This is a genomic window from Pseudomonas sp. DVZ6 (genome assembly GCF_024259445.1).
GTDB lineage: Bacteria > Pseudomonadota > Gammaproteobacteria > Pseudomonadales > Pseudomonadaceae > Aquipseudomonas > Aquipseudomonas peradeniyensis.
This window is the reverse complement of sequence record NZ_JANCLM010000112.1, coordinates 1-532: the sequence shown is the minus strand read 5'-3', so window position 1 is coordinate 532 and position 532 is coordinate 1. Positions and strand designations below refer to the sequence as shown.

The window sequence follows — 532 nt, the reverse complement described above, 5'->3', positions numbered from 1 at the left end:
CCCTGCCGGTAGCGCCAGCGGTACCTTCACCATCACTGCACCGGACGACGTATTCGTCGGTGGCCAGCCGAGCATCGTCAACAAGATCGAGTCGGTTGCCGGTGGCGATAACTTCGAGAAGCTGACTCTCGGCGACAACTCGGTCACCACAAAGGTGACTGACGAGCCAGGCACTGGCACGCCAGGCACCGACAACCAGGGCGACAAGGTCACCGTCACCATCGTCGGCAAAGGCGATGTCACCGAAGACCAGCAGCCGGCCTTCACCGTCAAGGTCAGCCAGAAGCTCGACCATGACCTGACTGTCACGCTGTCCAACGGCGACAAGGTTGTCATCCCAGCCGGTCAGACCGAAGCCGAGTACAAGGCGAAAGCCCAGGGCGATGACGTCTTCAAGGACGGCGATACCCTAACCGTCGGCATCACCGATGCCGCCGTCGACGGCAAGGCCTTCGAGAATCTGGAGCTGGGTGGCAATGCCTCGGTGCAGATCACCGACACCATCAGCGAGGTCGTTGCGACCCTCACCGCC

1 protein-coding gene is annotated in these 532 nt (G+C 62.0%); it reads left to right on the top strand.

What is annotated here, in order from left to right; all coding sequences use genetic code 11:
• Positions 1–532 (top strand): immunoglobulin-like domain-containing protein (locus tag NMG10_RS25860; RefSeq protein WP_337994577.1); only part of this gene is annotated, 532 nt, incomplete at both ends.